At 67.3% G+C, this 24,903-nt stretch carries 32 protein-coding genes, 4 tRNA genes and 1 pseudogene; 9 read left to right on the forward strand and 28 right to left on the reverse strand.

What is annotated here, in order from left to right; translation table 11 throughout:
- Positions 1-122: 122 nt before the first annotated feature.
- Positions 123-509 (reverse strand): 50S ribosomal protein L7/L12, encoded by a 387-nt coding sequence (gene rplL, locus ACSHWB_RS10790; RefSeq protein WP_439661916.1) that lies wholly within the window; start codon positions 507-509, stop codon positions 123-125.
- A gap of 55 nt (positions 510-564) precedes the next feature.
- Positions 565-1,107 carry a 50S ribosomal protein L10 gene (gene rplJ, locus ACSHWB_RS10795; RefSeq protein WP_439661917.1) on the reverse strand — a complete coding sequence of 181 codons (543 nt, stop codon included), beginning with the start codon at positions 1,105-1,107 and terminating at the stop codon, positions 565-567.
- A 240-nt stretch (positions 1,108-1,347) separates the two neighbouring features.
- On the opposite strand from rplJ, the gene ACSHWB_RS10800 reads away from it, so the two are divergent.
- The gene (locus ACSHWB_RS10800) at positions 1,348-2,070 is read left to right on the forward strand and encodes a hypothetical protein (protein ID WP_439661918.1); all 723 of its coding nucleotides are present in this window, start codon (positions 1,348-1,350) and stop codon (positions 2,068-2,070) included.
- A gap of 93 nt (positions 2,071-2,163) precedes the next feature.
- On the opposite strand, the gene ACSHWB_RS10805 is transcribed toward ACSHWB_RS10800, so the two are convergent.
- The gene (locus ACSHWB_RS10805; RefSeq protein WP_439661919.1) at positions 2,164-3,006 is read right to left on the reverse strand and encodes an NAD(P)-dependent oxidoreductase; all 843 of its coding nucleotides are present in this window, start codon (positions 3,004-3,006) and stop codon (positions 2,164-2,166) included.
- Positions 3,007-3,090: 84 nt separating this feature from the next.
- Between ACSHWB_RS10805 and ACSHWB_RS10810 the strand changes: the two genes are divergently transcribed.
- Complete coding sequence (locus ACSHWB_RS10810) at positions 3,091-4,065, forward strand: GlxA family transcriptional regulator (protein ID WP_439661920.1); 975 nt, start codon at positions 3,091-3,093, stop codon at positions 4,063-4,065.
- A gap of 62 nt (positions 4,066-4,127) precedes the next feature.
- Here the strand turns inward: ACSHWB_RS10810 and rplA are convergent, their stop codons facing one another.
- From rplA to ACSHWB_RS10870, 12 genes are all read right to left on the reverse strand, one after another.
- Entirely contained in the window at positions 4,128-4,838 is a 711-nt protein-coding gene (rplA, locus tag ACSHWB_RS10815; protein ID WP_439661921.1) for a 50S ribosomal protein L1, read from the reverse strand.
- Positions 4,839-4,916: 78 nt separating this feature from the next.
- The gene (gene rplK / locus ACSHWB_RS10820; RefSeq protein ID WP_030478269.1) at positions 4,917-5,351 is read right to left on the reverse strand and encodes a 50S ribosomal protein L11; all 435 of its coding nucleotides are present in this window, start codon (positions 5,349-5,351) and stop codon (positions 4,917-4,919) included.
- An 87-nt stretch (positions 5,352-5,438) separates the two neighbouring features.
- Positions 5,439-6,236, reverse strand: coding sequence for a transcription termination/antitermination protein NusG (gene nusG, locus ACSHWB_RS10825; RefSeq protein WP_439661922.1), 798 nt, complete (start codon positions 6,234-6,236; stop codon positions 5,439-5,441).
- Between the two features lie 40 nt (positions 6,237-6,276).
- Positions 6,277-6,690 carry a preprotein translocase subunit SecE gene (secE, locus tag ACSHWB_RS10830; protein ID WP_319976890.1) on the reverse strand — a complete coding sequence of 138 codons (414 nt, stop codon included), beginning with the start codon at positions 6,688-6,690 and terminating at the stop codon, positions 6,277-6,279.
- Between the two features lie 37 nt (positions 6,691-6,727).
- Positions 6,728-6,800: transfer RNA gene (locus ACSHWB_RS10835), tRNA-Trp, on the reverse strand.
- 236 nt (positions 6,801-7,036) lie between these two features.
- The gene (locus tag ACSHWB_RS10840; RefSeq protein ID WP_439664565.1) at positions 7,037-7,405 is read right to left on the reverse strand and encodes a MaoC/PaaZ C-terminal domain-containing protein; all 369 of its coding nucleotides are present in this window, start codon (positions 7,403-7,405) and stop codon (positions 7,037-7,039) included.
- A 35-nt stretch (positions 7,406-7,440) separates the two neighbouring features.
- Entirely contained in the window at positions 7,441-7,890 is a 450-nt protein-coding gene (locus ACSHWB_RS10845; protein WP_439661923.1) for a MaoC family dehydratase N-terminal domain-containing protein, read from the reverse strand.
- A gap of 71 nt (positions 7,891-7,961) precedes the next feature.
- Positions 7,962-8,126, reverse strand: a complete 165-nt coding sequence (gene rpmG, locus ACSHWB_RS10850) for a 50S ribosomal protein L33 (RefSeq protein ID WP_015105301.1) — start codon at positions 8,124-8,126, stop codon at positions 7,962-7,964.
- Between the two features lie 210 nt (positions 8,127-8,336).
- A tRNA-Met gene (locus tag ACSHWB_RS10855) sits at positions 8,337-8,409 on the reverse strand.
- A gap of 44 nt (positions 8,410-8,453) precedes the next feature.
- A tRNA-Thr gene (locus ACSHWB_RS10860) sits at positions 8,454-8,529 on the reverse strand.
- Between the two features lie 74 nt (positions 8,530-8,603).
- Positions 8,604-11,210 (reverse strand): putative bifunctional diguanylate cyclase/phosphodiesterase, encoded by a 2,607-nt coding sequence (locus ACSHWB_RS10865; protein WP_439661924.1) that lies wholly within the window; start codon positions 11,208-11,210, stop codon positions 8,604-8,606.
- Positions 11,211-11,368: 158 nt separating this feature from the next.
- Positions 11,369-12,121, reverse strand: coding sequence for a PhzF family phenazine biosynthesis protein (locus ACSHWB_RS10870; RefSeq protein WP_439661925.1), 753 nt, complete (start codon positions 12,119-12,121; stop codon positions 11,369-11,371).
- Between the two features lie 30 nt (positions 12,122-12,151).
- Here ACSHWB_RS10870 and ACSHWB_RS10875 point away from each other — a divergent pair, with 30 nt between their 5' ends.
- Positions 12,152-12,970: a GNAT family N-acetyltransferase gene (locus ACSHWB_RS10875; protein WP_439661926.1), complete on the forward strand. Its 819-nt coding sequence runs from the start codon at positions 12,152-12,154 to the stop codon at positions 12,968-12,970.
- A 111-nt stretch (positions 12,971-13,081) separates the two neighbouring features.
- On the forward strand, positions 13,082-13,318 hold the full coding sequence (locus ACSHWB_RS10880) for a hypothetical protein (protein ID WP_439661927.1): 237 nt from the start codon (positions 13,082-13,084) through the stop codon (positions 13,316-13,318).
- 111 nt (positions 13,319-13,429) lie between these two features.
- Here ACSHWB_RS10880 and ACSHWB_RS10885 read toward each other — a convergent pair whose 3' ends face one another.
- From ACSHWB_RS10885 to ACSHWB_RS10895, 3 genes are all read right to left on the reverse strand, one after another.
- Complete coding sequence (locus ACSHWB_RS10885; RefSeq protein WP_439661928.1) at positions 13,430-13,855, reverse strand: carboxymuconolactone decarboxylase family protein; 426 nt, start codon at positions 13,853-13,855, stop codon at positions 13,430-13,432.
- Between the two features lie 77 nt (positions 13,856-13,932).
- The gene (locus ACSHWB_RS10890; RefSeq protein WP_439661929.1) at positions 13,933-14,667 is read right to left on the reverse strand and encodes an SDR family NAD(P)-dependent oxidoreductase; all 735 of its coding nucleotides are present in this window, start codon (positions 14,665-14,667) and stop codon (positions 13,933-13,935) included.
- Entirely contained in the window at positions 14,664-15,482 is an 819-nt protein-coding gene (locus tag ACSHWB_RS10895) for an NAD(P)-dependent oxidoreductase (protein ID WP_439661930.1), read from the reverse strand. Before ACSHWB_RS10895 ends, ACSHWB_RS10890 begins: the two co-directional genes overlap by 4 nt.
- An 83-nt stretch (positions 15,483-15,565) precedes the next feature.
- Here ACSHWB_RS10895 and ACSHWB_RS10900 point away from each other — a divergent pair, with 83 nt between their 5' ends.
- Complete coding sequence (locus ACSHWB_RS10900; protein ID WP_439661931.1) at positions 15,566-15,919, forward strand: winged helix-turn-helix transcriptional regulator; 354 nt, start codon at positions 15,566-15,568, stop codon at positions 15,917-15,919.
- Here the strand turns inward: ACSHWB_RS10900 and ACSHWB_RS10905 are convergent.
- The 3 genes from ACSHWB_RS10905 to ACSHWB_RS10915 form a co-directional block, all read right to left on the reverse strand.
- Entirely contained in the window at positions 15,909-16,502 is a 594-nt protein-coding gene (locus ACSHWB_RS10905) for a hypothetical protein (protein ID WP_439661932.1), read from the reverse strand. The genes ACSHWB_RS10900 and ACSHWB_RS10905 overlap by 11 nt on opposite strands.
- Positions 16,503-16,667: 165 nt before the next feature.
- Positions 16,668-17,345 (reverse strand): protein phosphatase 2C domain-containing protein, encoded by a 678-nt coding sequence (locus ACSHWB_RS10910; RefSeq protein ID WP_439661933.1) that lies wholly within the window; start codon positions 17,343-17,345, stop codon positions 16,668-16,670.
- Between the two features lie 70 nt (positions 17,346-17,415).
- Positions 17,416-17,496, reverse strand: a tRNA-Tyr gene (locus ACSHWB_RS10915).
- Between the two features lie 119 nt (positions 17,497-17,615).
- Between ACSHWB_RS10915 and ACSHWB_RS10920 the strand changes: the two genes are divergently transcribed.
- Positions 17,616-18,107: a YajQ family cyclic di-GMP-binding protein gene (locus tag ACSHWB_RS10920; protein WP_439661934.1), complete on the forward strand. Its 492-nt coding sequence runs from the start codon at positions 17,616-17,618 to the stop codon at positions 18,105-18,107.
- A complete protein-coding gene (gene rfbA / locus ACSHWB_RS10925; RefSeq protein ID WP_439661935.1) occupies positions 18,104-18,976 on the forward strand; it encodes a glucose-1-phosphate thymidylyltransferase RfbA in 873 nt (290 codons plus the stop codon). Before ACSHWB_RS10920 ends, rfbA begins: the two co-directional genes overlap by 4 nt.
- Here the strand turns inward: rfbA and htpX are convergent.
- From htpX to ACSHWB_RS10945, 4 genes are read right to left on the reverse strand one after another with little or no spacing between them, the layout of a single operon-like run.
- Positions 18,973-19,836: a zinc metalloprotease HtpX gene (gene htpX / locus ACSHWB_RS10930; RefSeq protein WP_439661936.1), complete on the reverse strand. Its 864-nt coding sequence runs from the start codon at positions 19,834-19,836 to the stop codon at positions 18,973-18,975. The genes rfbA and htpX overlap by 4 nt on opposite strands.
- Positions 19,837-19,854: 18 nt before the next feature.
- Positions 19,855-20,307: a 4Fe-4S binding protein gene (locus ACSHWB_RS10935; protein WP_089915449.1), complete on the reverse strand. Its 453-nt coding sequence runs from the start codon at positions 20,305-20,307 to the stop codon at positions 19,855-19,857.
- Positions 20,304-20,834, reverse strand: coding sequence for an NADH-quinone oxidoreductase subunit C (locus tag ACSHWB_RS10940; RefSeq protein WP_439661937.1), 531 nt, complete (start codon positions 20,832-20,834; stop codon positions 20,304-20,306). The genes ACSHWB_RS10935 and ACSHWB_RS10940 overlap by 4 nt, the downstream gene beginning before the upstream one ends.
- Complete coding sequence (locus tag ACSHWB_RS10945) at positions 20,831-21,241, reverse strand: NADH-quinone oxidoreductase subunit B (protein ID WP_439661938.1); 411 nt, start codon at positions 21,239-21,241, stop codon at positions 20,831-20,833. The genes ACSHWB_RS10940 and ACSHWB_RS10945 overlap by 4 nt, the downstream gene beginning before the upstream one ends.
- A 311-nt stretch (positions 21,242-21,552) precedes the next feature.
- Between ACSHWB_RS10945 and ACSHWB_RS10950 the strand changes: the two genes are divergently transcribed.
- Complete coding sequence (locus ACSHWB_RS10950; protein WP_439661939.1) at positions 21,553-22,497, forward strand: LysR family transcriptional regulator; 945 nt, start codon at positions 21,553-21,555, stop codon at positions 22,495-22,497.
- Between the two features lie 24 nt (positions 22,498-22,521).
- Here ACSHWB_RS10950 and ACSHWB_RS10955 read toward each other — a convergent pair whose 3' ends face one another.
- A complete protein-coding gene (locus ACSHWB_RS10955; protein ID WP_439661940.1) occupies positions 22,522-22,671 on the reverse strand; it encodes a hypothetical protein in 150 nt (49 codons plus the stop codon).
- Between the two features lie 148 nt (positions 22,672-22,819).
- Positions 22,820-23,170, reverse strand: a pseudogene (locus ACSHWB_RS10960) (transglycosylase SLT domain-containing protein); the annotation flags it as partial.
- Positions 23,171-24,105: 935 nt separating this feature from the next.
- Between ACSHWB_RS10960 and ACSHWB_RS10965 the strand changes: the two are divergent.
- Positions 24,106-24,537 carry a hypothetical protein gene (locus ACSHWB_RS10965; protein WP_439661941.1) on the forward strand — a complete coding sequence of 144 codons (432 nt, stop codon included), beginning with the start codon at positions 24,106-24,108 and terminating at the stop codon, positions 24,535-24,537.
- On the opposite strand, the gene ACSHWB_RS10970 is transcribed toward ACSHWB_RS10965, so the two are convergent.
- Entirely contained in the window at positions 24,534-24,899 is a 366-nt protein-coding gene (locus tag ACSHWB_RS10970; RefSeq protein WP_439661942.1) for a hypothetical protein, read from the reverse strand. The genes ACSHWB_RS10965 and ACSHWB_RS10970 overlap by 4 nt on opposite strands.
- Positions 24,900-24,903: the final 4 nt, after the last annotated feature.

Consider the following 24,903-nt stretch of genomic DNA (forward strand, 5'->3'; position numbering starts at 1 on the left):
GCCGCCCGCGAGCCAGCCACCCCAAAAGGCCGCGAACAACAAAAACGGGCGTGCACCCACAAGTGGATGCACGCCCGTTCAGGCACTGCAAGGCAGAACGCCAGCCCCCGAAGGGGCCCAGATCACTTGACGGTGATCTTGGCGCCGGCAGCCTCGAGCTTCTCCTTGGCGGCGTCGGCGACGTCCTTCGCCACGCCCTCGAGGATGGCCTTCGGAGCCGACTCGACGAGCTCCTTGGCCTCCTTCAGGCCCAGACCCGAGACGACCTCGCGGACGACCTTGATGACCTGGATCTTCTTCTCGCCCGCGGACTCGAGGACGACGTTGAAGTCCGTCTGCTCCTCGGCCTCGTCCGCAGCGGCGGCCGGGCCACCAACGGCGGCAACGGCGACGGGGGCGGCGGCGGTGACCTCGAAGGTCTCCTCGAACTGCTTCACGAACTCGGACAGCTCCAGGAGGGTCATCTCCTTGAAAGCGTCGAGCAGCTCTTCGGTGCTGAGCTTCGCCATGATCGGCGTTCCTTTCTATCTCCCGCGCGAAAGCGTCGGGCGTGTCTTTGGGTGATCAGCTTTCGGCGGGAGCGTCGGCCGCGGCAGCGGCCTTCTTCTCCTGCAGGGCAGCAGCCAGGCGAGCGACCTGGGAAGCCGGGGCGTTGAACAGACCCGCGGCCTTGGCCAGGTTGCCCTTCATCGCGCCCGCGAGCTTCGCGAGCAGCACCTCACGGGTTTCGAGGTCCGCGATAGCGGTGACCTCGTCGACCGAGAGCGGGCGGCCATCCATGTAGCCGCCCTTGATGATCAGGGCCTTGTTGTCCTTCGCGAAGTCGCGGATCGCCTTGGCGGCGTCGACGGGCTCGCCCTCGACGAACGCGATGGCGGTCGGACCGGACAGAAGGGCCTCGAGGCCCTCCACACCGGCGTCCGCAGCAGCGAGCTTGACGAGCGTGTTCTTCGCGACGGTGTACTTGGTGCCCGCGCCGAGAGCGCGACGCAGCGTGGTGAGCTGCGCCATGGAGAGGCCACGGTACTCAGTGACAACCGCTGCCGAGCTGGTGCGGAACGAATCCGCAAGCTCAGCGACCGCCGTAACCTTCGTGGGCTTCGCCATGATCGCCTCCTCTCTGGGCTGGGTTAGATCGCCGGTGAGAGGGTCCCGAAACAACAAAAACGCCCTCGCGCACAAGCAGCACGGGGCGTCGCAAGACTGACCTCGTCCTCCCTGCGCGGGCCGCCCGTGTTGCAACGGGGCCTTCGCTCTCCTTGCGGAGAACACCTGCGGTCTTCGGTAGAACCGAGCAAAACAGTACTCGACTGTGTACTGCCGATCCAAATCGGCATGATGTGACGTGTGACCGACGAGCCCGGCAAGGACCTCGCGCCCCGCCAGCCGCAGCCGCCCGCCCCGCAGACGGATCCGCCCGCACCCCAGATGGATCCGGAACAGCTGCGGCAGTTCCAGGAGTTCCAGCGCTTCCAGGAGTTCCAGCGCTACCAGGAGGCGACGGGCCAGGCACCTCAGGCCCCGAAGCAGCCCGGCGGCAAGCGCTGGTGGCTCGTCGTGCTCGGCAGCGGACTCTTCTGGCGGGCGCTGTTCTTCCTGCTCGTCGTCTTCTCCGCGGTCTGGGCCTACAACCACTTCTTCGGCGTGGACGACCCCGGCGACATCGCCCAGGACAGCGGCGGCGTGACCGGCGCGGCCCAGGGCCTGGCCGCACCGGCTGGTCTGCAGGGCACCGTCGGCATGTTCTACAAGCACGTCTCGTTCGCGGACACGACCCGCGCCTGCACTCTCATCCTGCGCGACGACACCCGCAAGAAGTTCGCGAACGCTTATGGCGCAAGCGATTGCGCAGAGGCGGTCAAGACGCTGAAGACCAAGGTCACCAGCGTGGACAAGTACCAGCAGGTGATGTTCCCGCCGGACATGCTCAAGACCCCGACCACCACCAAGGTCACCATCGACTCCTGCGCCCTGACCGTCGAGGGCGGCCCGCGCCTGGGCACGTTCACCGTGGAGAAGGTCAACGCGGGCTGGGTCATCACCGACTGGTCCGAAAGCACCTGCGGCTAGTGGTACGTCTCGGAACGTTGGCGAGGTAATCCACGCTCAGCAGGGCACCTCGTCTGACCGCGCATTCCCCCGGCAACGTTCCGAGCCACACCACTAGAACGACTCGACGGCGCGGGCGAGACTCTCCTCCCCGCGCCCTTCGGAGACCTGCCGATCGACCAACGCCTTGAACGCGTCGAGCGCGGCGAACGGCACACCCTGCGCCCCAGCGGCACGGATCAAGGTGGCGAGCCCCGACTGGTTCATCGCCAGGCTCGACTCCCCGCCGGCGTAGCTCCCGCCGTCGATCTCTCCCGCGAACGTGGTCAGCGCGGGCTGAAGATCCGTCAGCCAGGACAACAACATCGGGGTGAGCTCACCGACGTCGATCCCGTTGGCCCGCGCCAGCGCGGCCGCGTGCAGGAACCCGCCGAGCAGCCCGTACATCCCGGACAGGATCGCGACGTCGTACCCGGAGGCTCGACCGGCGTCATCCCCGAGGAACGTGACCTTCCCCAGCAGTGTCAACGACTTCCGCCACCGCTCGTGCACCACCGCGGATCCGCTGTAGATGATCGACGACGCATCGGTGCCGATCGTCTGGGGCACCGCGTACACCGCACCGTGGAGATACTCGGCCCCGTTCGCCGCAGCCCACTCAGCCAGCTCACGAGCGTCGCCGGGAGTGCCGGAGGTGAGGTTCACCAACGCCCGCCCACGCACGTCAACGCCAGCCAGAACCTGTTGTGCCGCTTGATGATCGAGCATGGCGACGACCACGAGCCCACTCGCCGCCACCGCATCCGCCGCAGTGTTCGCGACGGTCGCCGCGAGTCCCTCGGCCTTCGCGGCAGACCGGTTCCAGACCGTCACGGCACGGTCTGCCCGCAGGAACGCCTCCGCCAGGGCGCGTCCGAGATTGCCCAGGCCCAGCACGGTGATCGCTTCAGAAGTCATGCGTCCAGCTTCGCCGCGGGTGATCAACTCGACCAGTGACCGGAATGACCCCTTTCACCAAATTCCTGCCATAGGCTGGATCCCATGAGCGCTGGATCCGTCGCCCTGATCGTGCCCAGCGACTTCGGTGTCATGGACCTCTACGAGCTGGGCGTTCCCGCGGCCGTCTTCGGCACGCCGCAGCCCGACCTCGCCGATCCCTGGTACGAGTTGTGGTTGTGCAGCACCGGAACCCGCACCCGCGACACCAAGCCGGGATTCACCCTGCACAGCACGCACGGGCTGGACGACGTCGTGAACGCGGACACCGTCATCGTGTCGTGGGTGCCGGACGAGGTCATCGAGGACAACGCACCTGTTCCGCCCGAGCTGGTCTCCGCACTGCGCGACGCTCACGACAACGGCGCGCGAATCGTGTCGGCGTGCGTCGGCGCGTACGCACTGGCCGAGGCCGGCCTGCTCGACGGACGGCGGGCCACCGCGCACTGGATGCACACCGCCCTGCTGGCCGAGCGCTATCCGAAGATCCACGTGGACGACACGAAGCTCTACGTCGACGAGGGTGACGTGCTGACCAGCGCGGGCATGAGCGCCGGGATGGACGTCTGCCTGCACCTGGTGCGCCGCGACCTGGGCGCCCACGTCGCGAACCAGCTCGCCCGCCGGATGGTCGTCCCCGGACATCGACCTGGTCACCTGGGCCAGTTCGTCGACTTCTCGGTCCCGGCCAGCGACGAACAGGGCCTGACGCCGGTGCTCGACTGGGCCCGCGCTCGCCTGGACGAGCCGCTGACGATCGAGGATCTGGCCCGCAAGGCCGCGATGAGCCCGCGCACGTTCTACCGCAAGCTCCACGCCACGACCGGCACGACACCGTTGCAGTGGCTGCTCAACGAACGCATCACCAGGGCGCAGGTCCTGCTGGAGTCCACCGACCTGCCGATGGAGAAGATCGCGGGGCTCAGTGGCATCGGCACGGCGAACAACCTCCGCCACCACTTCCTGAAGCAGGTGGGGCAGTCCCCCAGCGACTACCGGCAGGCGTTCTCACACCGCTGACAAGCAGAAAGGCCCCGGCGAACCGGGGGCCTTTCTCAGATCACACTGCGAACCGGGGAGGCTCAGGCCTCGTCCACCAGCAGGTTGCGGGTGCGGTTCGGGTCGACCGGGATGCCAGGGCCCATCGTCGTGGAGACGGTGACCTTCTTGACGTACCGGCCCTTGGCCGCGGACGGCTTCGCGCGGAGGATCTCGTCCAGCGCGGCGCCGTAGTTCTCGACCAGCTTCTCGGAGTCGAACGACACCTTGCCGATGACGAAGTGCAGGTTGGCCTGCTTGTCAACGCGGAAGTTGATCTTTCCGCCCTTGATCTCGTTGACGGCCTTCGAGACGTCGGGCGTCACGGTGCCGGTCTTCGGGTTCGGCATCAGGCCACGCGGGCCGAGGATGCGGGCGATGCGACCGACCTTGGCCATCTGGTCGGGGGTAGCGATCGCGGCGTCGAAGTCGAGCCAGCCACCCTGGATGCGCTCGATCAGGTCCTCGGAGCCGACAGCGTCCGCACCGGCGGCCTCGGCCTCAGCGGCCTTGTCACCGGTTGCGAAGACGATCACGCGGGCGGTCTTGCCCGTACCGTGCGGCAGATTCACGGTGCCGCGGACCATCTGGTCGGCCTTGCGAGGGTCGACGCCGAGGCGAATCGCGACCTCGACGGTGGCGTCGAGCTTCACCTTGGACGTTTCCTTGGCGAGCTTGGCGGCCTCCAGCGGCGAGTACAGCCGCTCCCGGTCCACCAGCTCTGCGGAGGCCTTGTAGGCCTTGCTGCGCTTCATAACTCTGTCCTTCGTGGATCAGTTCGTGGTGAATGAGCCGCGCTGGGCTCTCCCACGCTTGCTAGAAAGAGGGTGTGGTCAGCCTTCGACCGTGATGCCCATGGAACGGGCGGTGCCGGCGATGATCTTCGCGGCCTGGTCGATGTCGTTCGCGTTCAGGTCGACCATCTTGACCTGCGCGATGCTGCGCACCTGCTCCATGGTCACCTTGGCGACCTTGACGCGGTGCGGCTCGCCGCTGCCCTTGTCGACACCAGCGGCGGCGAGGATGAGTCGCGCGGCCGGAGGGGTCTTCAGCTTGAAGTCGAACGAGCGGTCTTCGTACACGGAGATCTCAACCGGCACGACCTGACCGCGCTGCGACTCGGTCGCGGCGTTGTAGGCCTTGCAGAACTCCATGATGTTGACGCCGTGCTGACCCAGCGCGGGACCAACGGGAGGCGCCGGGTTGGCGGCACCAGCCTTGATCTGCAGCTTGATGATCGCTGACAGCTTCTTCTTCTTGGGAGGCATTGTCCGTACTTCCTGTTATTGCAGTGTCCGCGCGCGGCTCTGCCAGCCGCAGCGTGGCCGATCGGTCTTCCGGTGAGGGAAAACCGCTCAGATCTTGGAGACCTGGCTGAACGACAGCTCGACCGGCGTCTCCCGGCCGAAGATCGACACCAGGACCTTCAGCTTCTGGCCGTCCGCGTTGACCTCGCTGATGGTGGCGGGCAGCGTGGCGAACGGGCCGTCCATGACGGTGACCGACTCGCCGACCTCGAAGTCGACCTCGATGGTCGGCTTCGACACGGTGGTGGAGGCGGTCTTCTTGCCCTCGGCCGGCTTCTGCTCCTGCTGCGGGAGCAGGAACTTCAGCACCTCGTCGATCGTGAGGGGCGAGGGCTTCGAGGTGGCTCCGACGAACCCGGTGACGCCCGGCGTGTTGCGGACGGCGCTCCAGGACGCGTCGGTGAGTTCCATGCGGACCAGGATGTAGCCGGGCAGCACCTTGCGCTGCACCAGCTTGCGCTGGCCGTTCTTGATCTCGGTGACCTCTTCGGTCGGCACCTCGACCTGGAAGATGTAGTCCTCCATGTCGAGCGTGTGGATACGAGTCTCGAGGTTCGCCTTGACCTTGTTCTCGTAGCCCGCGTACGAGTGCACGACGTACCAGTCGCCGGGCGCGCGGCGCAGGGCCTGGCGCAGCTCCTCGGCGGGGTCCTCGGGCTCTTCGTCGATCGGCGTCTCGTCGATCGTGAGAACGTCGGCGTCTTCCTCGGACTCGTCCGCGGTGTCAGTGTCCGCGGAGTCCACAGCCTCCGACTCGACCGTCTCGTCGGCAGCGGTGTCCTCGGACACCTCGTCGTCGATGAGGTCGGTCTTCTCCTGGGCGTCGACGCCGTTATCGGAGGTCACTGTGGATCTCGCTTCCTGATTGCAGCGGCAGCTGTCCGGCTCAGCCGAACAACTCGAAAACAGCCGCGCCGAAGCCGAGGTCGAGAGCCCACACCAGCGCAACCATGAAGACCACGAACACCAGCACGACGCCGGTGTAGGTGACGAGCTGCTTGCGCGTCGGCCAGATCACCTTGCGGAGTTCGCTGACGACCTCGCGGAGGTAGCGGAAGCCTCGCCCGATCAGCGAGGGACGCTTCTCCTGCCCTTCACGGGTCTTGGTCGGGCGACCCTTCTTCGCGTCCTCGTCCGACTCCTCGGACTTGGCGACGCTCTTCTTCGACTCAGCGCTGCTGCCGTCCTTGCGGGCGGCCGGGCGGGAGGAGGCACGACGTTCACGTCGCGCCGCAGCAGTGGACGGCCGGACAGCGCCTTCGCGCTCCTCCGGCTGGTCCTGCTCGCGGCCCTCGCTCATGCCGTGCCTCCACTCCACCCATGACGCGCTTCGACAGCAGGGGCGACAGGACTTGAACCTGCAACCTGCGGTTTTGGAGACCGCTGCTCTGCCAGTTGAGCTACACCCCTTTGAGATCCCAGATGAGATCCCCTGGCCAAGCAGGAAGTGTACGGGAGCCTGTCCCGTCCATTCCAACCAGACCGCTCAAGCACTTGCCGAGCGGCCTGTCGCACAGCCTACCCATACGGCGCGGGAGAAGACGAATCAGGGTCGTGCAACTGAGGTGCGACGGAGCCCTGAATCTCCCTTGAGCACCGCAAACACCACCGGACCCGTTCGCCCGGTGGTGTTCTTGATCACAAGATCAAGCGACGCGCACGCGGGCGAAAGCGCCTGTCAACACCGACTTGCCCTCGAAAGCGGCGACGATGTTGACCTTCACAGTTCCGTCCTCGAAGTCCTTGGTGACCTTCGCCGTGACCTCGACCAGCGCACCTTCGTCGTCGTTGGGCACCACGACGGGCCGGCCGAAGCGGCAGCCGTACTCGACGATCGCACCGGGATCGCCGATCCACTCCTCGACGATCCGCGAGGCCACGGCCATGGTCAGCATGCCGTGCGCGATCACGTCCGGCAGGCCGACGTCCTTCGCGGTCTTCTCGTTCCAGTGGATCGGGTTGAAGTCCAGCGAGGCACCCGCGTAACGCACCAGATCGCCGCGCTTGAGGCGCATGGACAGCGCCGGCAGTTCGGTTCCGACTTCGACGGTCACGCGTCTTCTCCCCTCACGACGAGCATCGACCTGGCGGTGGTGACGGGCTCGCCGTCGACCGTGCTGATCTCGGTCCGCACGGTCACCATGTCGTTGCCCATGCGGGACGTGATGGCGTCGATGTGCGCCACGCACACGAGCTGGTCGCCCGCGGTGATGGGGCGGTGGTGCGTGAAGTTCTGGTCGCCGTGCACGACGCGGCTGTAGTCGAGCTTCAGCTCCGGGTCGAACATGACGGTCTCGTTCGACTTCATCGACACGACGATCGCGAACGTGGGCGGCGCGATGACGTCCCTGTGCCCCAACGCCTTCGCGGCTTCCGCGTCGAGGTAGGCCGGGCTGGTCGCGCCGACGGCCTCGGCGAACTCGCGGATCTTCTCGCGGCTCACGTCGTACGGCTGCGACGGCGGATAACTGCGTCCGATGAAAACGGGGTCGAGAGGCACCGGTTGAGCGTATATGCGACGAGGCCCGCCCCACGGTGTGGGACGGGCCTCGTCGAAGAGTGGCTACGCGCTCAGCGGGTTTCCTTGTGTGCGCGGTGCGTCTTGCAGTTCGGGCAGAACTTCTTGATCTCCAGGCGGTCCGGGTCGTTGCGCCGGTTCTTCCTGGTGATGTAGTTCCGGTGCTTGCACTCCTCGCACGCGAGGGTGATCTTCGGGCGTACGTCGGTTGCAGCCACGGTCCTTGCCTTCCTGAGAGCACACGTACCCCGACCTCGGAAGAGGCGACCGGTGCGGGCTTACCGCCCGGCGGGGGCGGGCAACGAGGTTGCTGCCCGGAGCAAACTTCCCGGTCGACCTACGCACCGGGGGCTTGGGGGCTTGGCCCCCAAAATCATGCGGAGCGAGGACGGTCGGCGCTTTCCGCCGACAGGCCACACCCACTCGCGTAGCGGTGGCCGGACTTGAACCGGCGACACAGCGATTATGAGCCGCTTGCTCTACCAACTGAGCTACACCGCTTTAACACAACCACAAGCCGCAGCGCACAGCACTGCGGCCAGTAGTGGAGCCCCTTTACGGAATCGAACCGTAGACCTTCTCCTTACCATGGAGACGCTCTGCCGACTGAGCTAAAGGGGCTTGCTCTTTCGTTCTTGCCGAGCGAGGACAACTCTACAACACGCCTCAACCAAGAACGAAATCCGGGGGTCCTCTTAGTGGACCAAGGTGAGCACCGTCTCATCGCGAGCACCCCTGACCTGCACGGTTCGTGCACGCAGCCAGGCCTCGAAGCGATCTTCGGACAGCGGCCGCGAGATCAAGTACCCCTGCGCGACGTCGCAACCCATGCCCACCAACTGATCGCGCGCGGCGTCGTCCTCGACGCCCTCGGCCACGACCACGAGACCGAGCGAGTGCCCGAGCTCCACGATCGACCGGACCACGGCCATGTCGCCGAGATCCGTGCCCATCCCGAGCACGAACGACTTGTCGATCTTCACCTCGTCCACCGGCAGCTGCCGCAGGTACGCCAGCGACGAGTAGCCCGTGCCGAAGTCGTCGACCGCCAGCACGACACCGATGGCGTGCAGGCGCCGCAGCACCGGCAGAGCGCGCTCGGGATCGGCCATGACGCCCGACTCGGTGAGCTCGAAGGTCAGCAGCCCGGACGGCACGTCGTGGCGCTGCAACGCGGCCTCGACGCGGTTCGGGAAGTCCTCGTCGCCCAACGTGCGCACCGAGAGGTTCACCGCGATGGACATCCGCAGCCCGCGGTCGAGCCAGCGGCGCACGCGTTCCAGCGCTCGATCCATCACGAAGTCCGTCAGCACGTCCACGAGACCGGTGGCCTCGACGGCCGGCACGAACTCGTCCGGGTCGACGCGGCCGAACTCCGGATGTGTCCAGCGCACCAACGCCTCCGCGCCGACGACCTGACGTGACGGCAGGGCGACCTTCGGCTGGTAGTGCACCGAGATCTGCCCGGTCTCGACGGCCTGGCGGAACTGCGTGACGAGCTGGAAGCGGCGCAGGAACAGGTGGCCCATCGACGGCGCGTAGGCCTTCACCGGCGTGCCCTCGGACGTGGCGCGCACGGCGACATCTGCCCGCTGCAGCAACACGTCGGGGTCCGGGTCCTCGGTCTCGGAGTCCGCCTTGGACGCGTAGCCCACGACCGCGGAGGCCTCGACGGTCAGCCGGTCGACGGGGTACGGCACGGAAAGCCCGGCACGCAAGCGTTCCGCGGTCTCGTGAGCTGTCGCGGCACGCTCATCGTCGAGGTACGCGGCGAACGCGCCACCCTCGAGCCGAGCGAGCGGTACGTCGGCGCCGAGTGCGTCGCGCAGCCGGCGTCCGGCGGCGACGACCATCCGGTTGCCCCAGGCCTGGCCCAGTGCGTCGGAGACCGTCGACAGGATGTCGAGGTCGATCCGCAGCACCACTCCCCGCTTGGACTCGCGCAACGGCTCCGCGCACGCCTCGCGGAAGCCCGGCCGGTTCAGCAGGCCGGTCAGCGGGTCGTGGTAGGCGTCGTGGCGCAGCCGGGCGAGCAGGCGGCGGTTGTCGACGGCCGTCGCGAGGTGCGAGGCCAGTGTGCGCAGCAGCTGGATGTCCGCCTTGCCGAAACCGCGCCAGCGCGACAGCCGGTCGTGCGCCTCGACAGCACCGAGCAGCTGGGTCGCGCCGCGCAACGGGACGACGAGGGCTTCCTGCGCGTCGCGGCGCAGCAGGGCCTCGGTGACGTCCTCGGTCGCGTCGGCCACGCGGTAGTAGCGGACGTGGGTGCCGGGCAGCTGAAGTACCGGGTCTTCGCGCACGGCCCGAGGGTCCGTCGCGGTCATCTCCTCGGGCAGCGGTTCGCCGGCGACGAGGGTGATCATGGCTTCCTGCGGGTCGGTGCGCAGGCGCAGCACGACCCTGTTCGCGTTGAGCTGCTCACGGATGCGTTCCGCGATGAGCTGCCACTCGTCCTCTTCGACGCCCGTGGTGAGGTCGTCGTCGGGCTGGCGCGGGCCGGTGCCGTGCTGTCCCGACCTCGCGACACGAAGGCTGACCTCGCTCAACGCCTCCAGGTCGCGCTGTTCGCGCAGCAGTCCTGAGTAGGCGAGGTAGGTGGCCACGATGCCCGCGAGCACCAGGAGGATCAGTGCGGCGCCCCACGGCGTGGTGGCGACGATCTGGTAGCCGACGAGGCCGGCCGAGGTGTTCAGCAGCGCCACGACCAGCGTCTGCAGCACGAGACGGACGCTGTTGCCCACGCGCATCGACTTGCCCATGAGGCGCAACGCGCAGAGGCCCAGCACGCTGGCGAGCAGCGGCACGGTGATGGTGCCGACGAACGCGCCGGCCCAGAACGGGCCGCCGGCGCCGATCATCCGGTTCACGGCCTCCGCGGCGGCGAACGCCACGGAGATCTCCATGAACATGAGGCCCGCGTTGTAGACGGCCCTGTCGAGGATCCGCCTGCCGAGCAACGTGCCCACGCCGGCGACCACGTGCGCGGCGAGCACGATCTCGAACGGGGCGACGAGCAGGCCCAGCACCAGCGGGATCTCGGTGAAGGAGATCGTCCACGCGACACCGCTGCGGACGTCGACGTTGATCGCGAGCTGTTCCGCCAGCAGGAAGCCGACGACGAGGAGAGGGCCGATCCAGAAGAGAGAGGTCGTCTCCCTCTCCGGCAGCCAGACAGCGACCATGCCCGCACAGACGACACCTGCCACCAGGAGGGTGACGGCGAACGCGCTGAACGCGCGGTTGGTCGACTTGGCCGACCAGGCGGCCGAGTCCGACACGGGGGCCGACGCTCGGTCGGACATCCAGCCTCCTCGTCGGCCTGGGTGGGGGAACCTCTAGGCGTGACTGAGGGGTCCCGCACTTGGCGATCAGGACCCCTCCAGGGGCACCAATGTACCCCGCTCGGGGGACGAAATGGCAGGTCGAGCACGTCTAGTGACATCGATTCACCCAGACGTGGCTACACGCTGAGGTGTCCGTGGAGCACCGTCACGGCCTGCCCCGAGAGCAGTACGCGATCTTGCGCGAGGGTCGCCCTGACGAACCCTCCACGCGGCGACGCCTGCTCCGCCAGCAGGTCAGCCCGCTGGAGCCGAGGCACCCAATAGGACGCAAGGGTGCAGTGGGCCGATCCGGTGACGGGGTCCTCCGGGATGCCGACAGCCGGATAAAAGCAGCGGCTGACGATGTCTGCATCTCCGTCGCCGACGGCCGTCACGATTACTCCGCGTGACGAGATTTGTGCCAGTCCTTGGACATCAGGGCGCAAGGAACGGACTTCCGCGGCGCTCTCCAACTCGATCAGGTAGTCGAACCGCCCACGCGACACGGACTTGATCGCCGCATGTGGCAGCGCTTCCGCTAGCCCGATTGGCGGGTCAGTCAACTCTGGCGGGTCCGCCGGGAAGTCCATCCGCACCCACCCATCGTCATTTGCGCATGTGAGCACGCCGCTACGCGTGGTGAACGCCTGCTCGCCGCCTAGCACGTGAGCGGTCGCGAGGGTGGCGTGTCCGCAGAGGTCCACCTCGGCCTCCGGCGTGAACCAGCGCAGGTGGTTGTCCGGGGTGACGAAGGCCGTCTCCGCGTGCTTCATCTCGGCGGCGACCTGCTGCATCCAGGCGTCGTCGCGCGGTTCGGTGAGGAGCACAACTCCGGCGGGATTGCCCGCGAAGGGCCTGTTGGTGAACGAATCCACAACGTAGATCTCCACCGTCCCGACCCTGCCATGGTCAGATGGGACGTGACCGAGATTTTCTCCTACCGCGAGACGGATCCGAACTCCCTCCTGCTCACCTGGGGCGCCCGGCGCACGCACAGCCTGACGTGGCAGCCAGGCTGCGACCTGCCGGCGTTGCTCGACGAGTGGGAGACCCGGCTCACCGGCCTGGACGACCCCGAGACCGTGGCGATCGTGACGGTGCCGAGCCACGAGACCGCCGCCGCGCGGCCATTGGTGCACCACGGCTTCGCGCCGCTCACGGTGATCGCCGAACGCCTCGCCGGACGTGCCCCCGCCGCGCGGCCGTCCACCGTGCAGATCCGCCCAGCGACTGCCGCCGACCTGGACGTCGCCGTCGAGCTGAACATGCACACCGTCCGGTACGATGCGGCGTTCGGCCTGGTCACCGAACGCCCGAACACCGCGCAGCACCTGCGGACCGCGCTGGCCGAGGTGCTCGACCGCGACCACGAGGCGATGTGGCTGGCGCTGAGCGGCGACACGCCCGTCGGCATGGTCTACGTCGACATGCCGCAGGACTCGGGGTGGCTGGAGCGGTTCGCCTCCGCGCGCCCGTTCGCCTACCTCGGGCATCTCGGCGTCCGGCCGGACGTGCGGGGCACCGGGGCGGGCACTGCCCTCGCGGCGCACGCGCACGCCGTCCTGGACGCCGCGGGCGTGGCGTCGACGCTGCTCCACCACGCTCTGCCGAACCCGCGCTCGACGCCGTTCTGGTACTCGAACGGCTACCGGCCGCGCTGGACGGTGTGGGCTCGCCGCCCCGCGCTGCGCTCGTCGTCCGGCGTGTCTTCGTCACCCCAACGGCCCAGTGGGACATGATCTACCCGTTCACACAAGCGAAGAACCCAAACGAACCCGTACTTGTGGAACGAATCCGGCCTCTATATCGACAAAGGGGTTAGCGGATTCGAACACTCCTGGGGGGTCGACATGGAACTCAGCGGAAGAGCGAAGGCGATGCTGCGAGCTGTCGCCGCGGGACGAGCCGAGGTCACAGGCGGGGTGGAGCCCGATCTGTACGTCGACGGACTGCCCTGCTGCGACCAGATGGCAACGCATGACCTCGTGCACGCGGGACTGCTGCGCCCTTCGCAGCCGACGAGCTTCGGCCTGCGCGTCTGCGCCGAACTGACGGACGACGGCCGAGCGGCCCTGGCCGCGATCTGATCCGCGTGTTGATCGCCCGATGATCGAACATCTGTTCGACATGGGGTATGCTCCGCGCTGAAGCCGGCACGCAAGAGAGAGGAAGCTCTTGCGCGCCGGCTTCACCTTTCCTCAGGCGACCTTCTGCTGCGTGGCCACGTTCATGCGGTTCCACAGGTTGATCGCGCCGATGGCGATCAGGAGGCCCGAGAGCTCCTCCTCGCCGTAGTGCTTCGCGGCCTCGTCCCACACGTCGTCGCTCACCTGCACGTGCGTGATCTGCTCGGCGAGCGCGAACCCGGCCTTCTCGGCGTCGCTGTAGTACGGCACGTCCCGCCACCCCGCGACGGCGTAGACCTTCTCGTCCGCCACGCCGGCCTGACGCAGCAGCTTGGTGTGGTAGTCGATGCACATGCCGCAGCCGTTCATGATGCTGACCCGCAGGCAGATCAACTCGACGTAGTCCTTGTCCAGCCCCGTCTTCTCGGCGGCCGCGGACAGGTCCAGCAGCGCCTTCATCGCGCCGGGCACGGACATGATGGGGTTGGCGATCCTCATCTTCGTTCGCCTTCGTCGTCCTTTGCCCTCTCGACCCGGCGGGCGACGAAGGTGTGACAGGTTTTTTGGACTTCTTTCTAGGCGCTGATCCCCTGGCCGAGACCACCGTCGACAGCGAGCTCCGCCCCGGTCGTGAACGTGGCCTCGAACGCCAGGAACAGGACGGCGCTCGCCACCTCGTCCATCGAGCCGTGGCGCTTGAGCGGCGTGATGCGGTCGCCCTCCTCCTTGAACTGGTCGAGCACCTCCTGCGGCACACCCGTGACGCCCATCGACGGCGTGTCGATGAAGCCGGGGCTGACGACGTTGACCCGGACGTTCCTCGGCGCCAGCTCGGCCGCGAGCCCGCGCGCGAACGCCCGCACCGCCGCCTTCGCGCCCGCGTAGACGCTCAGGCCGGGCGACCCCAGAACCGTGGCGACGCTCGTGGTGAAGACGATCGAGCCGCCGTCCTTCACCAACGGCGCCAGGTGCTGGGCCGTGAAGAACGCGCCCTTGGTGTTCACGTCGAACGTGCGGTCGTAGTCGGCCTCGGTCGCCTCGGCGAACGGCGTGAGGGTGGAGAACCCGACGTTGACGAAGAGCAGGTCGATGTCCTGAAGCCGTTGGGCGACCTGCGTCCTGAGCTCGGCGATGTCACCGAGGTCCGCCGCGTCGGACGCGATGGCGTGGGCTTTCAGGCCTTCGGCCTTGTCCGTGGTCCGACCGGTCAGCACGACCTCGACGCCGTTGTCGACGAGCATCTCGACCGTCGCGCGACCCATGCCGTGCGTGCCGCCCGTGACGACGGCCTTCTTCCCCAGGTACCTCACTTGCGGATCTCCTCGATGACGCTCGCGATGCTGTGGTTGCCGTGGCCGTTGCGCCGGGCCCGTTCGAACAGGTCGTGCAGGGCCCGCGGGATGGTGGCGTCAAGGCCTTGTTCCTCGTTGGCCTCGGCGAGCAGGCGCAGTCCGGACACGTTGATGTCCAGCGCGGACACGTCGGTCTCGTAGTTCCGCGTCTCGGTGACCGCACCCATCTCGGGCAGGAGGGTGCTCATCTCGTTCAGCCAGCTCATCGCCATCGGCGTGAACTGCGCCGGCTTGATGCCCTCGGAACCCATCAGCGCGACCGCCTGCAGGTACCCGCCGAAGGTCGCCCACATGATGCCGAGCAGCGCCAAGTCGTAAAGCGCGGCGAGCCCCGCGTCCTCACCCACGTACACCGGCTCGCCGAACGCCTGCAGGACGTGATGGTTCTCGTTGCCGCTGAAGAAGATCCTCGCCTGCGGCGTGCGAATCTGCTGCGGCACAGCCATGATCACGCCGTCGACGTACTCGACGCCGTTGTCCTTCGCCCACTGAGCGGTTCGTCTGGCCTGCTCCGGCGTGCCGGACGTGAGGTTGACGAGGGTCTTGATCTCGTTGGTGAGCAACGGTTGCTGGACGTCGTACGTGGACAGGCAGGTGACGACGACGTCGCTCTTGAACGCTTCTTCAGGCGTGGCAACACTTCTGGTGTTCTTCAGTGCCTTGGGCGTGCGGTTCCACACGGTCACTTCGTAGCCCTCTTCGACGAGGGCCTTCGCGAGCGCGCTGCCCATCCGGCCCAGGCCGAGCACGCTCACGGTCTTCTTGATCCCCATGCCGTGAATGCTCGTTCTGATGCTGACTCAGCGGCAAGTACCTACTATTTTGTCAGGTACCCACCTTTTGGTAAGGATCCTGGATGAAGCCACGACAGTATTCGTGCGGCCTCGACGCAGCGATCGACGTGATCGGTGGCCGCTGGAAGGCCTTGATCCTCTGGGCACTGCACCACGGCCCCGTGCGCACGGGCGAGCTACGGCGTTCGGTGTCCGGCATCAGCGAGAAGATGCTGATCCAGGTGCTGCGCGAGATGGAAGCCGACAAGATCGTGCACCGCGAGGTGTTCCACGAGGTGCCGCCGCGCGTCGAGTACTCGCTGACCCCGCTGGGCGAGCGGCTGAACGAGGCGCTGCTTCCGTTGGGAGACTGGGGCGAGGACAACATGCAGGCGATCGCGCGCCGCCGTGGCGTGGAGCCGGCGCCTAGGCACTGAGCAGCGGGACCGCCCACTGCGGGACCTCGGTGCCCGCTGCCTCGCTCAGTCGGATCCGGACGGACCGGGGCAGCCGGGCCACGTCGAGCCGCTGCTTCTCCCTGCCGTCCGGGCCGAGGAGGTGCCGGACGGCGCCCGCGTAGTGCTGTTCGGTGGCGCGCGGGTCCTTCAACGCAGCGCCGATCTTCGAGATCGGCATGCCGCACAGCAGCAGTCCGGGAATCTCCTCGTGCAGGTGCTCACCTCTGCCAGAACCGCGCCACACCAACAGCTGCAGCACCTTGGTGACCGGATCATTGCTGTCCAGCCGCTTGTGCGCGTGAGCGATGAGGCTGGAGCCAATGGTCCGCCGCACCGGCCGGAGCATCCGCTGCGTCGTCCACGTCAGCGCGGGAGGGACCGCGGCGACCCACTCCGGGTAACTCGGCAGCTCGTCCTGCCTCTCGAGCCAGCGGGTCACCGCCTCCTCGTCGACGAGGATCGCGTGGCTGCGCCACCCGTCCCAGGCGAGCGCGCCCCCCGTGGTGGAAGGCCACCACGGCAAGCACTTCCCGCCGTGCGTCGAGGAACTCGAAGCGGACATCACCCAGACACGCGTACACCGTTCCCGGCAACGACTTCGCCGCCATGGCAGCGCGCAGACCGTCGTCCAGCACCGCCTCGACCACCTCGTCAGACCAGCTGACCTCGGCGAAACGAACGCTCGACGCTTTCCGCAGAACAGCGTCGAGCGCGGACAGCCCGGCCGTCACCGGTCGAGGTACACGACAGTCGCGTCGTCGGAAATCTTCGTGCGCGGCCAATCAACGGCCTTTGCGTCTTCCTTTTCGACCGCGCGCATTTTCCGGATGAGGTCGTCCGGCCCGTTCGCCGCCATCAGTTCGAGCGCCTGACGCCAATCGAAGAGATTGAACAGGTCGACCGCACGAGCAGCCCCGTCAGACAGCACGGCAACGCGCCGAACGTCCTGCAACGGCACCTCACCAGTAAGCGCGTGCGCGACGTCGTCGACCTTCGCACCGGCCGTGCGCTGGGTCTGCGTATCGCTCACCACGAGCAGCTCGCTCTTGGTGTCGACGACGACCGTGGCATCGCCCAGCACCAGGTACCGCAGCACGTCGTCCTTGGTCTGCACCATCGCGATCGCCACGCTCGGCGAGTCCGGATGATCGAGGTCGCACGTGCCGGAGTGCAGCTCAGCGGCCTGCGCGACGGCCTCGGCGAGTGCGGCGGCCGGTTCGAGGTGGGCGAACCGCAGGATCTCCGCGGAGAGCTGGTCGGCGAACCACCCGACGCTGTGCTCGCACCCGGTCTCGGGTTTCGCCGTCACGCCGTCGAGCACGGCGAGCAGGTTCGGGCCGACAAGCGCCCGGTCCTCGCTCGGCGCCGTCGTTCTGCCGGCTTCTGTCGCCATCTGCGTGCGCACTGAGAGCCCCCTCGAGTCCGTACGACGATGGGCCCCTGACCTGTTCGGTCAGAGGCCCATCAGTCCTGCGTGGCGGGTAGAGGATTCGAACCTCTGTAGCTTTCGCGACGGATTTACAGTCCGCTCCCATTGGCCGCTCGGGCAACCCGCCCCACACCGCCGTAACGGTGCGGGCAGAACAATACATAACCCCGCCGGGAGGCCCCAAATCGGGGTACCCCAGTAGCATCGACGCTGGCTGTGAACCCGAGACCGTTGAGGAGTGAAGTCGTGGCGGACCCGTCGTTCGACGTGGTGAGCAAGGTGGACCGGCAGGAGGTCGACAACGCGCTCAACCAGGCCTCCAAGGAGCTGAGCACGCGCTTCGACTTCCGCGGTACCAACACCACCGTGGCCTGGGCAGGCGAGGAGGCGATCGCCTTCACCTCGGAGACCGAGGAGCGCTGCAAGGCGGCGATCGACGTCTTCCAGGAGAAGCTGGTCAAGCGCAACATCTCGATGAAGGCGTTCGAGGTGGGTGAGCCCGCGATCTCCGGCAAGGTGTTCAAGGTCACGGGAAATCTCGTGCAGGGCATCACGTCCGAGAAGGCCAAGGAGATCGCCAAGAAGATCCGCGACGAGGCGCCCAAGGGCGTTCAGGCGCAGATCCAGGGTGACCAGTTGCGGGTGTCCGGCAAGAAGAAGGACCACCTGCAGGACGTCATCACGCTGTTGAAGAGCTCCGACTTCGGCATCGCCCTCCAGTTCACCAACTACCGGTGAAGGGCATCGTCCTCGCCGGTGGCAGTGGGACGCGCCTGCACCCGATCACGCAGGCCGTCTCCAAGCAGCTGCTGCCGGTGTACGACAAGCCGATGATCTACTACCCGCTGTCGGTGCTCATGCTGGCCGGCATCCGGGAGGTGCTGATCATCAGCACGCCCACGGACCTGCCGCAGTTCCGGCGGTTGCTCGGCGACGGGTCCCAGTGGGGCATGGAGCTGGCCTACGCGGAGCAGGCCGCGCCGAACGGGCTCGCTGAGGCGTTCATCATCGGCGCTGACTTCGTCGGTGACGACGATGTGGCGCTGGTGCTGGGCGACAACATCTTCTACGGCCAGGGTTTCTCCACCACGCTGCAGCAGCACGCGTCCTCTTTGGACGGCTGCGTGCTGTTCGGCTACCAGGTGAAGGATCCCGAGCGGTACGGCGTGGGCGAGGTCGACTCGACCGGCAAGCTGTTGTCCATCGAGGAGAAGCCGAAGGAGCCGAGGTCGAACCGGGCGATCACCGGTCTCTACTTCTACGACAACGGCGTGGTGGACATCTCGCGGAACCTCAAGCCGTCGCCTCGCGGCGAGCTGGAGATCACCGACGTCAACCTGCACTACCTGCGCGAGGGGCGGGCGCGGCTGGTGGACCTGAGCCGCGGGTTCGCGTGGCTCGACACCGGCACGCACGACTCGCTGCTCGAGGCCGGGCAGTTCGTGCAGGTGCTGGAGCACCGGACCGGCGTGCGCATCGCGTGTCCCGAGGAGGTCGCGCTGCGCATGGGCTTCATCTCCGCGCAGGAGTGCTACGCGCTCGGCGAGAAGCTCGGCAAGTCCGGGTACGGCGAGTACCTCATGGCCGTGGCGTCGGCAGGGCGTTAACGGCGCGCCATCTCTTCAAGCCTGCGGATGCGGTCGGCCATCGGCGGGTGGGTCGAGAACCACTTCGCGTACTGCTCCCCCGAACGGAACGGGTTCGCGATCATCAGGTGGCTCTGCGACACCACCCCCGGCTCCGGTGCGAGCGGCGCCGCCCGCGTCCCCAGGTCGATCTTGCGCAGTGCGCTCGCGAGCGCCAGCGGGTCGCCGGTGAGTTCTGAACCCGACTGGTCTGCCTGGAACTCGCGTGAGCGGCTCACGGCCAGGCGCACGACGGTGGCCGCGATCGGGCCGAGCAACGCGACCAGCAGCAGGCCCAGCGGGCCGGGGCCGTCGTCGTCGGAGTCGGCGCCGCCGAAGATCCCGGCGAACAGGGCGAGGTTCGCGAGCATCGTGATCACGCCGGCCAGCGCGCCGGCCACGCAGCTGATCAGGATGTCGCGGTTGTAGACGTGGGAGAGCTCGTGGCCGAGGACGGCGCGCAGTTCGCGTTCGTCGAGCAGGTCGAGGATGCCCGTGGTGCAGCACACGGCGGCGTTGCGCGGGTTGCGGCCCGTCGCGAACGCGTTCGGCGCGATCGTCGGGCTCAGGAAGAGCCTGGGCATGGGCTGGCGCGCCTTCTGCGACAACTCGCGCACGATGGCGTAGAGCTGTGGTTGCTCCACTTGCGACACGGGGACCGCCCGCATCGCACGCAGCGCGAGCTTGTCAGAGTTGAAGTACGCGTAGGCGTTCACGCCCAAGGCCAACAGCAGGCCGATGACCAGTGCCGTCCGGCCGAACAGGCTGCTGATCAGTACGATCAGCGCGCTCATCCCGCCGAGCAGCACGGCCGTCTTCAACCCGTTGAAGTGCTTGTGCACGGTTTTCGCCTCCGGGTTTCACGTCCTACCCCTCAACGAACCAGGCCGTCGTCCGGTTCCTGTGGCCGTTTCGGGCGCGGCCTCCGCGGCCGGGTCGAGCGCGGGCGGCGGCGGGACCTTCTCCACCCAGGTGGACAGCACGTCCCGTTCGTGGACGAGCTCCGCGACGGCACCCTCGCCGTCGATCGAGCCCGTGCCCGGATAACCGAACTCCGGCGCCCAGTGCAGGGCGTCGAACGGGCAGACCTCGACGCAGATGCCGCAGTACAGACACTGGCCGTAGTCGATCGCGAACCGGTCGAGCACGTTGCGGCTGCGCGGGCGGGCGCTGCCGGGCTGTTCCTCGACCTCGGTGTGCGACGTGATGTGGATGCACCAGTCAGGACACTCGCGCGCGCAGATCATGCAGACCGTGCAGTTCGCCTCCAGCAGCGCGATGACGCCCCGCGTGCGCGGTGGAAGGTTCGTCACGACGTGCTCTCCTCTTCGCGGCGCGGGCCCCAGGACGGGTCCGGAACGCCAGGTGGTGCGGTGCGGCGGCGGCTCGGCGCGCTCGCGTTGTCCTCGCCCGGCTCCAGCGCGCCCGGCCAGGGACGAACGACGCGGGAGGCGAGCACGAAGTCCTTGCGCAGCGGGTGGCCCTGGAAGCTCTCGGGCAGCAGCAGGTGCTCATGCTCGCCGTCGATCTCGATGCCGAACATCTCCGCGGCCTCGCGCTCGTGCCACCGCGCGCCCTTCCAGAGGTGGGCGACGCTCGGCAGCGCGTCGGTCTCCCCCAACTCGGTGCGCAGCATCACGCCCTCGCGCGTGTCCGGGTCGATGACGTGCAGGAACACCGCGTGGCGCTGACCCGCGGCGCCCGGCCTGCCCGCGTCCTCGACGCCGAGCCAGTCGAACATCACGCGGCCTGCCTGGTGGTGTTCGGTCGCGGTGGCCAGCCAGCCGGCGAGCTCCACGTGGTGAACGGTCTGGCCGAACGCGGTCTTCGGGGTCGTCACGCGTTCACCAGCCGGTGCAGCGCCTTGAGGCCTTCGAGCAGCGCTTCCGGCCGCGGTGGGCAGCCGGGAACGGCGACGTGGACCGGCAGGGCCTGGTCGATCCCCTTGGTGACGCTGTAGGAATCCCAGTACGGGCCGCCGGTGTTGCTGCAGGCGCCCACGGAGATCACGTAACGAGGTTCGGGCATGGCCTCGAAACTGCGGAGGACAGCGGGCAACATGACGTCCGTGACCGTGCCGGAGACGATGAGGACGTGCGCCTCACCCGCGCCGTCGACAGGCGTCACGCCGAGGCCTGGAAGGCGGTCGAGAGCTGCCATCACTTCGACTCCGCAGCAGGCGAGTCCGAGTTCGAGCACGGTGACCTGGTAGGTGGTGCCCCATTCCAGGCGAGCGGAAGCCGTCACAACGGCTGAGGGTAATACTTGGGGGCCCGCCGGCTTGCACCTGCGGACCCCCACCCCCCAATGATTCCCCCCGGAATCGGCTCCCACGCATGGTCGCCGGATATAGCTTTGTACACCGGGCTATAGCTGTCCAGGGATTTGCCAACAGGATCTGCAGATAATTTGTCGGCGAAATGCGGTCAAGTTCAGTTCAACTGATCGACAGAACATCAGAGAGGGTCTCGATGTCCGGCTCGTCCCAGTTGGTGCTTCCCACCAGCACCTCGCTGCACCGTTTGCTGAACATGCCCGGTGCACTACTGGATACCACGATGGACCAGCTCAGGACCCTGCTGACGGTGCACGAGACCCGTTCGGCCCTACGCGCCGCCAGGGCGCTGGGACGCGAGCAGTCGAGCGTGCAGAAGCAGCTCGACACGTTGAACAGGAACTTCCTGGAACTGTGCGGCGAAGCGCTCGTGGTGAAGCAGGGCCGCGGAAAAGACGTGCTGTTCACGCCCACTGGTGAGTCGCTCGTCGAATTGGCGCGGGAGACGCTCGCGGAGTGGCTCGACGGAATTCACGAGTGCCGCCGCAAGCTCGGCACGACCGTCACCGTGGGCACGACGCGATACATGCTGGACACGCTCGCGAAGGCCTGGCACCACGTGGCGGACGAGTTCCGCGAGCGCGACGTGGACCTCAAGGTCGTGCACATCCGCACCAAGGACATCTGGGCGAAGCTGGAGACGCGGGAGGTCGACGTCGTGTGCGGCAGCGTCGTGACGCGGGCCGGCGCGGGCTGGGAGCGGCCCGAGTTCGACGTGATCGAGTGGCGCCGCGGTGGGCTCGCGTTGCTGACGAACCTGCCGGAGACGGTTGTCGGCGAACGCGTGCGGGTACCTCAGCTGAGGTCGGTCCCGTTGGTCGTGCCGGGGGCGGGGTTGATCGCGGAGTTCCTGCGGGGCTGGTTCGGGCAGGACTACCGGCAGGGGCTCGACATCGCGGCCGAGATCGACGAGATCCAGTACGGCATCTCGCTGCTGCGCTCCAACCTCGTCCAGGGAGCCATGATCGTGACGTCTGGTTTGGGCGTGGTGGCGTCGAACAACGAGCTCCGGGAGGGCGGGGGCCTCCGCGTCGTCGAGCTCGCAGATGACTCGCTGGAGCGGCTTGTGGGCGTTTTCGCCCGAACGGATGAGCTGTCGAAGCATCCGGCCGATCACCCTCTGAACCTGCTGTGGTCGGCCTTCCAAGCAGAAGCGCCCCGGCCGTAGCCGAGGCGCTGGTGCTTCTTCTTCCTACTTCTTCGCGGGTGTCATGGCGTCGTGCTCAGGCTGCCGTTGCTCGACTTTGGGGCGTTGCTGGCCTTTGGCCATCTTGGCCAGCCAGCTCGTCGCCTCCGAGCGGATCTTCTCCAGCTCGTCGTCGCGTGCCTGTTGCTCGTTCATCGGCCACTCCCTGCGTTCGGGGATCGCGTTCGATGGGAGCACTACCGGGCGTGTGCCCGCTAGGGCCGCCATGCTTGTGGGTGAACCTGTTTGACAGCATCGTCCGCCGATAGGTTTTGCGCACCCCGACACGGCGAGTTTGGCTTCTTTAGTACCCCAGATACCCGCCACCGAGGCCCATGCTGACCAGACCGGGGTGGTTGTGGAAGCCGCCGTAGCGCGCGTAGGTGTAGCGAACGCCCGCGATGATGTTGTCGACCGGCGCGAGGATGTTGTCGTAACCGGCCAGCTTGTAGGCGCGGAACGTCGGGTCGATGCACTGCATCAGGCCCTTGGACGGCGTGCCGCGCATCGCGTTGGAGTCCCAGTTGTTGACGGCGTTGGGGTTGCCGTTCGACTCCTTCATGATGATCGTGTAGATCTCGTCGACGCTGCCGTTGTCGATGTTGGTGCCGTTGGCCTGCAGGACCTTGATGGCTTCCTTGATCCAGCCCTCGACCTCGCGCTGCTTCGCGGGCTTGCGCATCTCGATCTGACGCTCGGCCTCGGCCTTGGCGGCCGCCTCGCGCTGAGCGTGTGCGTCCGCGGCGACCTTCGTGGCCTGCTCGAACGTCTGCTGCGCGTACATCTGCTGGAACTGCAGGAGACGACCGACCTGGCTGCCCGGGTTCACGTCGTGCACCGTCTGGATGTTCTTGACCTGCTGGTCGGGGAGAGCGCCCAGCTCGGCCGCACCCGCGGCGAGTTCGGTCGAGGAGCCACTGGTGGCGGCGTTGGCGATGGCGGCGGTGCCGGCGGCGACACCTGCTGCGACGACGATCGCGCTCACACGGTGAGCAAGCGGAACCTTGTCGTCCTCGACGCGGTGAGCGCCGGGCTTGACTTCCTGTCTGGGCACGACCGTGTACACGGTTCGGCCATCGGCTTTGCTGTGCCGGGCCAAGGGGGAGCCTCCTGCGTCGGGGAGCTTGGTCTCCGGCAAACCCGGGCGGGGGTTTCCGGGGGACTTTGGACCCTTAGTGCTGCGGCTCCTGTGTCCTGCCGGTGACCAAACCGTTATCGGCGGGCGAGAACGTAACCTCGCGTCACGAGCGCAGGCAAGCTTGAGCGCCCGTTGGGTGACTCTCGTCACGTTTCCGATGAGTTGGGCTATCCGTCGCTGACAGACAGTCAGCTAGTCGCTGGCGTCCTGCTGAAGTCCATCGTTGCCTCCTGACGAACTGGCGGAGCTGTCTGTTAGTTCGCTGCTAGCCCGGCTCTTGTTATGGGTTACGTCCACGACCACGCGATCGAGTGATGCGGTCACGCTTCGTAGCTTTATCGGGGTGCGGGGTGCTGACCTGCGGGGACTTGATCGCTGGACAGCGTTTTTCTTAATCTGAAGAGGGGTACGGAGAGACCGCGTCGGCGGTTCACTCCAATTGGGGGTTCCAGATGGATGACCAGACCGCGCGCCGCCAGGCAGCCCGGGAGGCCGTGCTGCAGGCCCGCCAGGAGGCTGCGCGTCCCTGGTGGCAGAGGCAGTTCCACCGTTGGTTCTCGGCCGTGCCGTCGAGACTGCGGCGTTCGCTGCGGTGGTGGGGGCGCGAGCTGGGTTCGGAGCTCTCCGACCTGCTCCTCGCCGTTGCCGCGCTCGTGTTCGTCGCCGTTGCCGGTCTGCTCGTCGTTGCCGCGTACGAGGCGGCGCCCATCCCGACCCTGGTGCTGGTGGCGGGTTGCTCGGCGTTCCTGATCTACGGCGGGGTGGAGTTCTTCCGCGAGCGCAGGCGAGGACGGCTGGCCACCGCCGCGGTGGCCGCCTTCGGGTTCGTCGCGCTGTGGGTGGCGGCGCCGTTGCTCGGCTTCTGGCCCCAGCTGCTGTTCTAGCGGCCGCGTCGCTGTTCGAGGGCCTTCAGGACCCAGTCCGGGCTGTCGTTGAAGGCGATCGCGGCGTCCGGCTGATGCCAGTGCACGAGGTTGACCACGATCTGGAAGAGCTCCAGCAGACCCGGTCCCTTGCGGATGCCGCCGCCGACCAGGACGGCGTCGTACGACCTGCCCTGGAGCTTCTCGACGAGCTTGGCCTGGGCGCGTCCGTCCAGTTCGTCGAAGTCGATGAGGAGGAGGTCTTCCGCGATCCCCAGCTCGACGAACTTCCTGCTGGCCTGCTCGATGCCGGCGGCGACGGGCGCGGGGTCGAAGCCGGGGATCGTGTGGGGATCGAAACCGATCGCGAGGATGTTGGGCACCGTC

The sequence above is a fragment of the Lentzea sp. HUAS TT2 genome (assembly GCF_051853195.1).
GTDB lineage: Bacteria > Actinomycetota > Actinomycetes > Mycobacteriales > Pseudonocardiaceae > Lentzea.

Bases quoted from the DNA above. Each gene is read 5' to 3' on its own strand.
- rplJ (WP_439661917.1), bottom strand. From the start codon at position 1,107: ATGGCGAAGCCCACGAAGGTTACGGCGGTCGCTGAGCTTGCGGATTCG.
- ACSHWB_RS10865 (WP_439661924.1), bottom strand. From the start codon at position 11,210: ATGTCCGACCGAGCGTCGGCCCCCGTGTCGGACTCGGCCGCCTGGTCG.
- ACSHWB_RS10840 (WP_439664565.1), bottom strand. From the start codon at position 7,405: ATGCGCCTCAAGCGCGGCGATCTGGTGCGTTACGCGGGTGCCTCGCTG.
- ACSHWB_RS10810 (WP_439661920.1), top strand. From the start codon at position 3,091: ATGAGCGCTGGATCCGTCGCCCTGATCGTGCCCAGCGACTTCGGTGTC.
- ACSHWB_RS10895 (WP_439661930.1), bottom strand. From the start codon at position 15,482: ATGGGGATCAAGAAGACCGTGAGCGTGCTCGGCCTGGGCCGGATGGGC.
- ACSHWB_RS10955 (WP_439661940.1), bottom strand. From the start codon at position 22,671: ATGAACGAGCAACAGGCACGCGACGACGAGCTGGAGAAGATCCGCTCG.
- ACSHWB_RS10950 (WP_439661939.1), top strand. From the start codon at position 21,553: ATGGACCAGCTCAGGACCCTGCTGACGGTGCACGAGACCCGTTCGGCC.
- secE (WP_319976890.1), bottom strand. From the start codon at position 6,690: ATGAGCGAGGGCCGCGAGCAGGACCAGCCGGAGGAGCGCGAAGGCGCT.
- rplA (WP_439661921.1), bottom strand. From the start codon at position 4,838: ATGAAGCGCAGCAAGGCCTACAAGGCCTCCGCAGAGCTGGTGGACCGG.
- ACSHWB_RS10885 (WP_439661928.1), bottom strand. From the start codon at position 13,855: ATGAGGATCGCCAACCCCATCATGTCCGTGCCCGGCGCGATGAAGGCG.
- ACSHWB_RS10905 (WP_439661932.1), bottom strand. From the start codon at position 16,502: ATGTCCGCTTCGAGTTCCTCGACGCACGGCGGGAAGTGCTTGCCGTGG.
- ACSHWB_RS10900 (WP_439661931.1), top strand. From the start codon at position 15,566: ATGAAGCCACGACAGTATTCGTGCGGCCTCGACGCAGCGATCGACGTG.
- ACSHWB_RS10880 (WP_439661927.1), top strand. From the start codon at position 13,082: ATGGAACTCAGCGGAAGAGCGAAGGCGATGCTGCGAGCTGTCGCCGCG.
- ACSHWB_RS10805 (WP_439661919.1), bottom strand. From the start codon at position 3,006: ATGACTTCTGAAGCGATCACCGTGCTGGGCCTGGGCAATCTCGGACGC.
- rplL (WP_439661916.1), bottom strand. From the start codon at position 509: ATGGCGAAGCTCAGCACCGAAGAGCTGCTCGACGCTTTCAAGGAGATG.
- rplK (WP_030478269.1), bottom strand. From the start codon at position 5,351: ATGCCTCCCAAGAAGAAGAAGCTGTCAGCGATCATCAAGCTGCAGATC.
- ACSHWB_RS10965 (WP_439661941.1), top strand. From the start codon at position 24,106: ATGGATGACCAGACCGCGCGCCGCCAGGCAGCCCGGGAGGCCGTGCTG.